2 protein-coding genes are annotated in these 1,852 nt (G+C 67.7%); both read right to left on the bottom strand.

Going from position 1 to position 1,852, the window contains the following annotated elements; translation table 11 throughout:
* Positions 1-392: hypothetical protein (locus ACOJSI_RS19610; protein WP_420140005.1), on the bottom strand; the 392-nt coding region annotated here is incomplete at its 3' end.
* On the bottom strand, positions 389-1,852 hold a 1,464-nt coding region (tssC, locus tag ACOJSI_RS19605), incomplete at its 5' end, for a type VI secretion system contractile sheath large subunit (RefSeq protein WP_420140004.1). The genes tssC and ACOJSI_RS19610, both read right to left, overlap by 4 nt.

Here is a 1,852-nt window from a genome sequence, read left to right as displayed (position 1 = left end):
GTGCCACGCAGCTCGGCATCCTCGCCCTCGCTCGGCGCCTCAGCGCCCGCCAGCTGCGCCAGCGCGCGCGTGATCGCCGCATCGGGCTCCGCCACCAATTCGGGCGGACGCCGCTGGGTGAAGGTTTCCGCCCGCGCCGTCGCGGCCCGGATCAACTGCCGCGTCAACGCCACCGGCAGCGCCAGCTGCGTGTCCTGTTGCGACGCAATCTCCAGCTGATTGTCCGCCCGCTCCAGCTCCCCCTGCAGGATCAGGATGTCGGCGAGCGCCAGCCGATGCCCCACCTGCGCAGGGTCGCTGCGGACCTTCCCCGCCAGCAGGGTCCGCAATCCGTCAAGGTCCCCTGCGCGCAAGAGGGCGGACGTGTCGCTCGTGGCTGCCGTTTCGCTCATGCCGCTCCGGGCTCCTTCATGATGGTGACGAGGTGAAATTCGCTGATCGCCTGATCCAGCTGGAAATGCGGCTTCAGCGCCACGCCGCATTCGTAGCTTCCCGGCGTTCCCGGCAGTTCGCGCACGGAAATGCGCGCCTCCTGCAGCGGATAGCGGGCCTTCTGTTCGAACGACACGTCGGCGCCGCCGCTGATATATTGGTTGAGCCACCGCTGCAGCCGCTGTTCGACTTCATCGGCCGACTTCAGTGCGCCGATCCATTCCCGGCCGATGATCTTGATGTAATGGGCGAAGCGCGACACGCACAGGATGTAGTTCAGCATCGTGCCGAGCTGCTGGTTGGTCCGCGCGATCTCGGTATCATAGGTGGTCGCCGGCTTGTGCAGCGACGGCATATTGTGGATCGCCAGATAGGGCGTGTCCTTCACCCGCCGGACGCTGATGAAGCCGGCCTCGGCCAGCTCCCGGTCCAGCCCTTCCGACAATTGGACCTCGACCGGGAATTTGACGATCTTGCCCGGGGCGTCCGTCTCGAAATCGACCATTGGCAGTGTCGCGACCAGCCCTGCGGTGAGCTCGTCCCGTACCAGGCCGCGCACCGCGGCGGGCCAGCGATAATCGTTGAACGCACGCAACACGACATGGCCGATCGCCAGCCCGCCGGCACCCCACAACGATTGCCGCTCATCCGGCTCGTAGCGGAAGCCGCAATCGCCGACCTGGCGCCCGCGCCACGGCCCGCGCAGGCGGATCCTGGGTGCGACGACGCCGATGAAGCGTGCGTCCGGCCGCTCCTGAAAGGAACGCAGCCGCATATAAGCGGGGTTGCGAAAATCGGCCGACAGCGTCTGGCGCAAGTCCATGTCGCCGAAATTGTCCACGCCGAACAGGCCAGGCGCCGCGTCCAGGATGATCGGCGCGAAGGCCGCCGCACCGACCGCGGCGAGCTGGCGCAATATCTCGATATCGTCGGTCTTGCGGCCCCGCGTCGGGCGATGCTGCACGTCGTACAGCCCGATCAGCATGGAGAAGGGCACGCCACCCGGCATGTCGAACTCTTGCGAGTAGACGAGGTCGAAGAGCGCGCTCTTGTCGAATTCGGGCGCGCGCTCGAAGTCGCGTCCGATCTCGTGCCACCGTGCATCCAGCAGACGGATGCGCGACATGTCGTCGATCCCCAGACCGGCCGTCAGCCAGCGCACGCCGCGCCACGCCGCCTCCAGCGCGGCGAAGCGGGGATGGTCGATGATGGCGTTGACCTGGTCGGATATCAGGCCGTCGATCACGGCGATCGCATAATCGATCCGCGCGCGCGCCTCGGGCCACGGCGCCTCGCCCACCCATGCGGCCAGCGCTTCCTCGTCCGTCAGGGCGAGGAAGCGGTCGAGCGCCGCGGAGTCGATATTGCCTCCGGCCAGCGACTGAAGCACCGTGTCGCCGGGGGGCGGGGGCCCGGCGGG

It is taken from the genome of Sphingomonas sp. (genome assembly GCF_048595155.1).
In the GTDB taxonomy this organism is placed as follows: Bacteria; Pseudomonadota; Alphaproteobacteria; order Sphingomonadales; family Sphingomonadaceae; genus Sphingomonas_I.
Note: the sequence above shows the minus strand (reverse complement) of the source record. Positions and strands in the feature narration are given on the sequence as shown.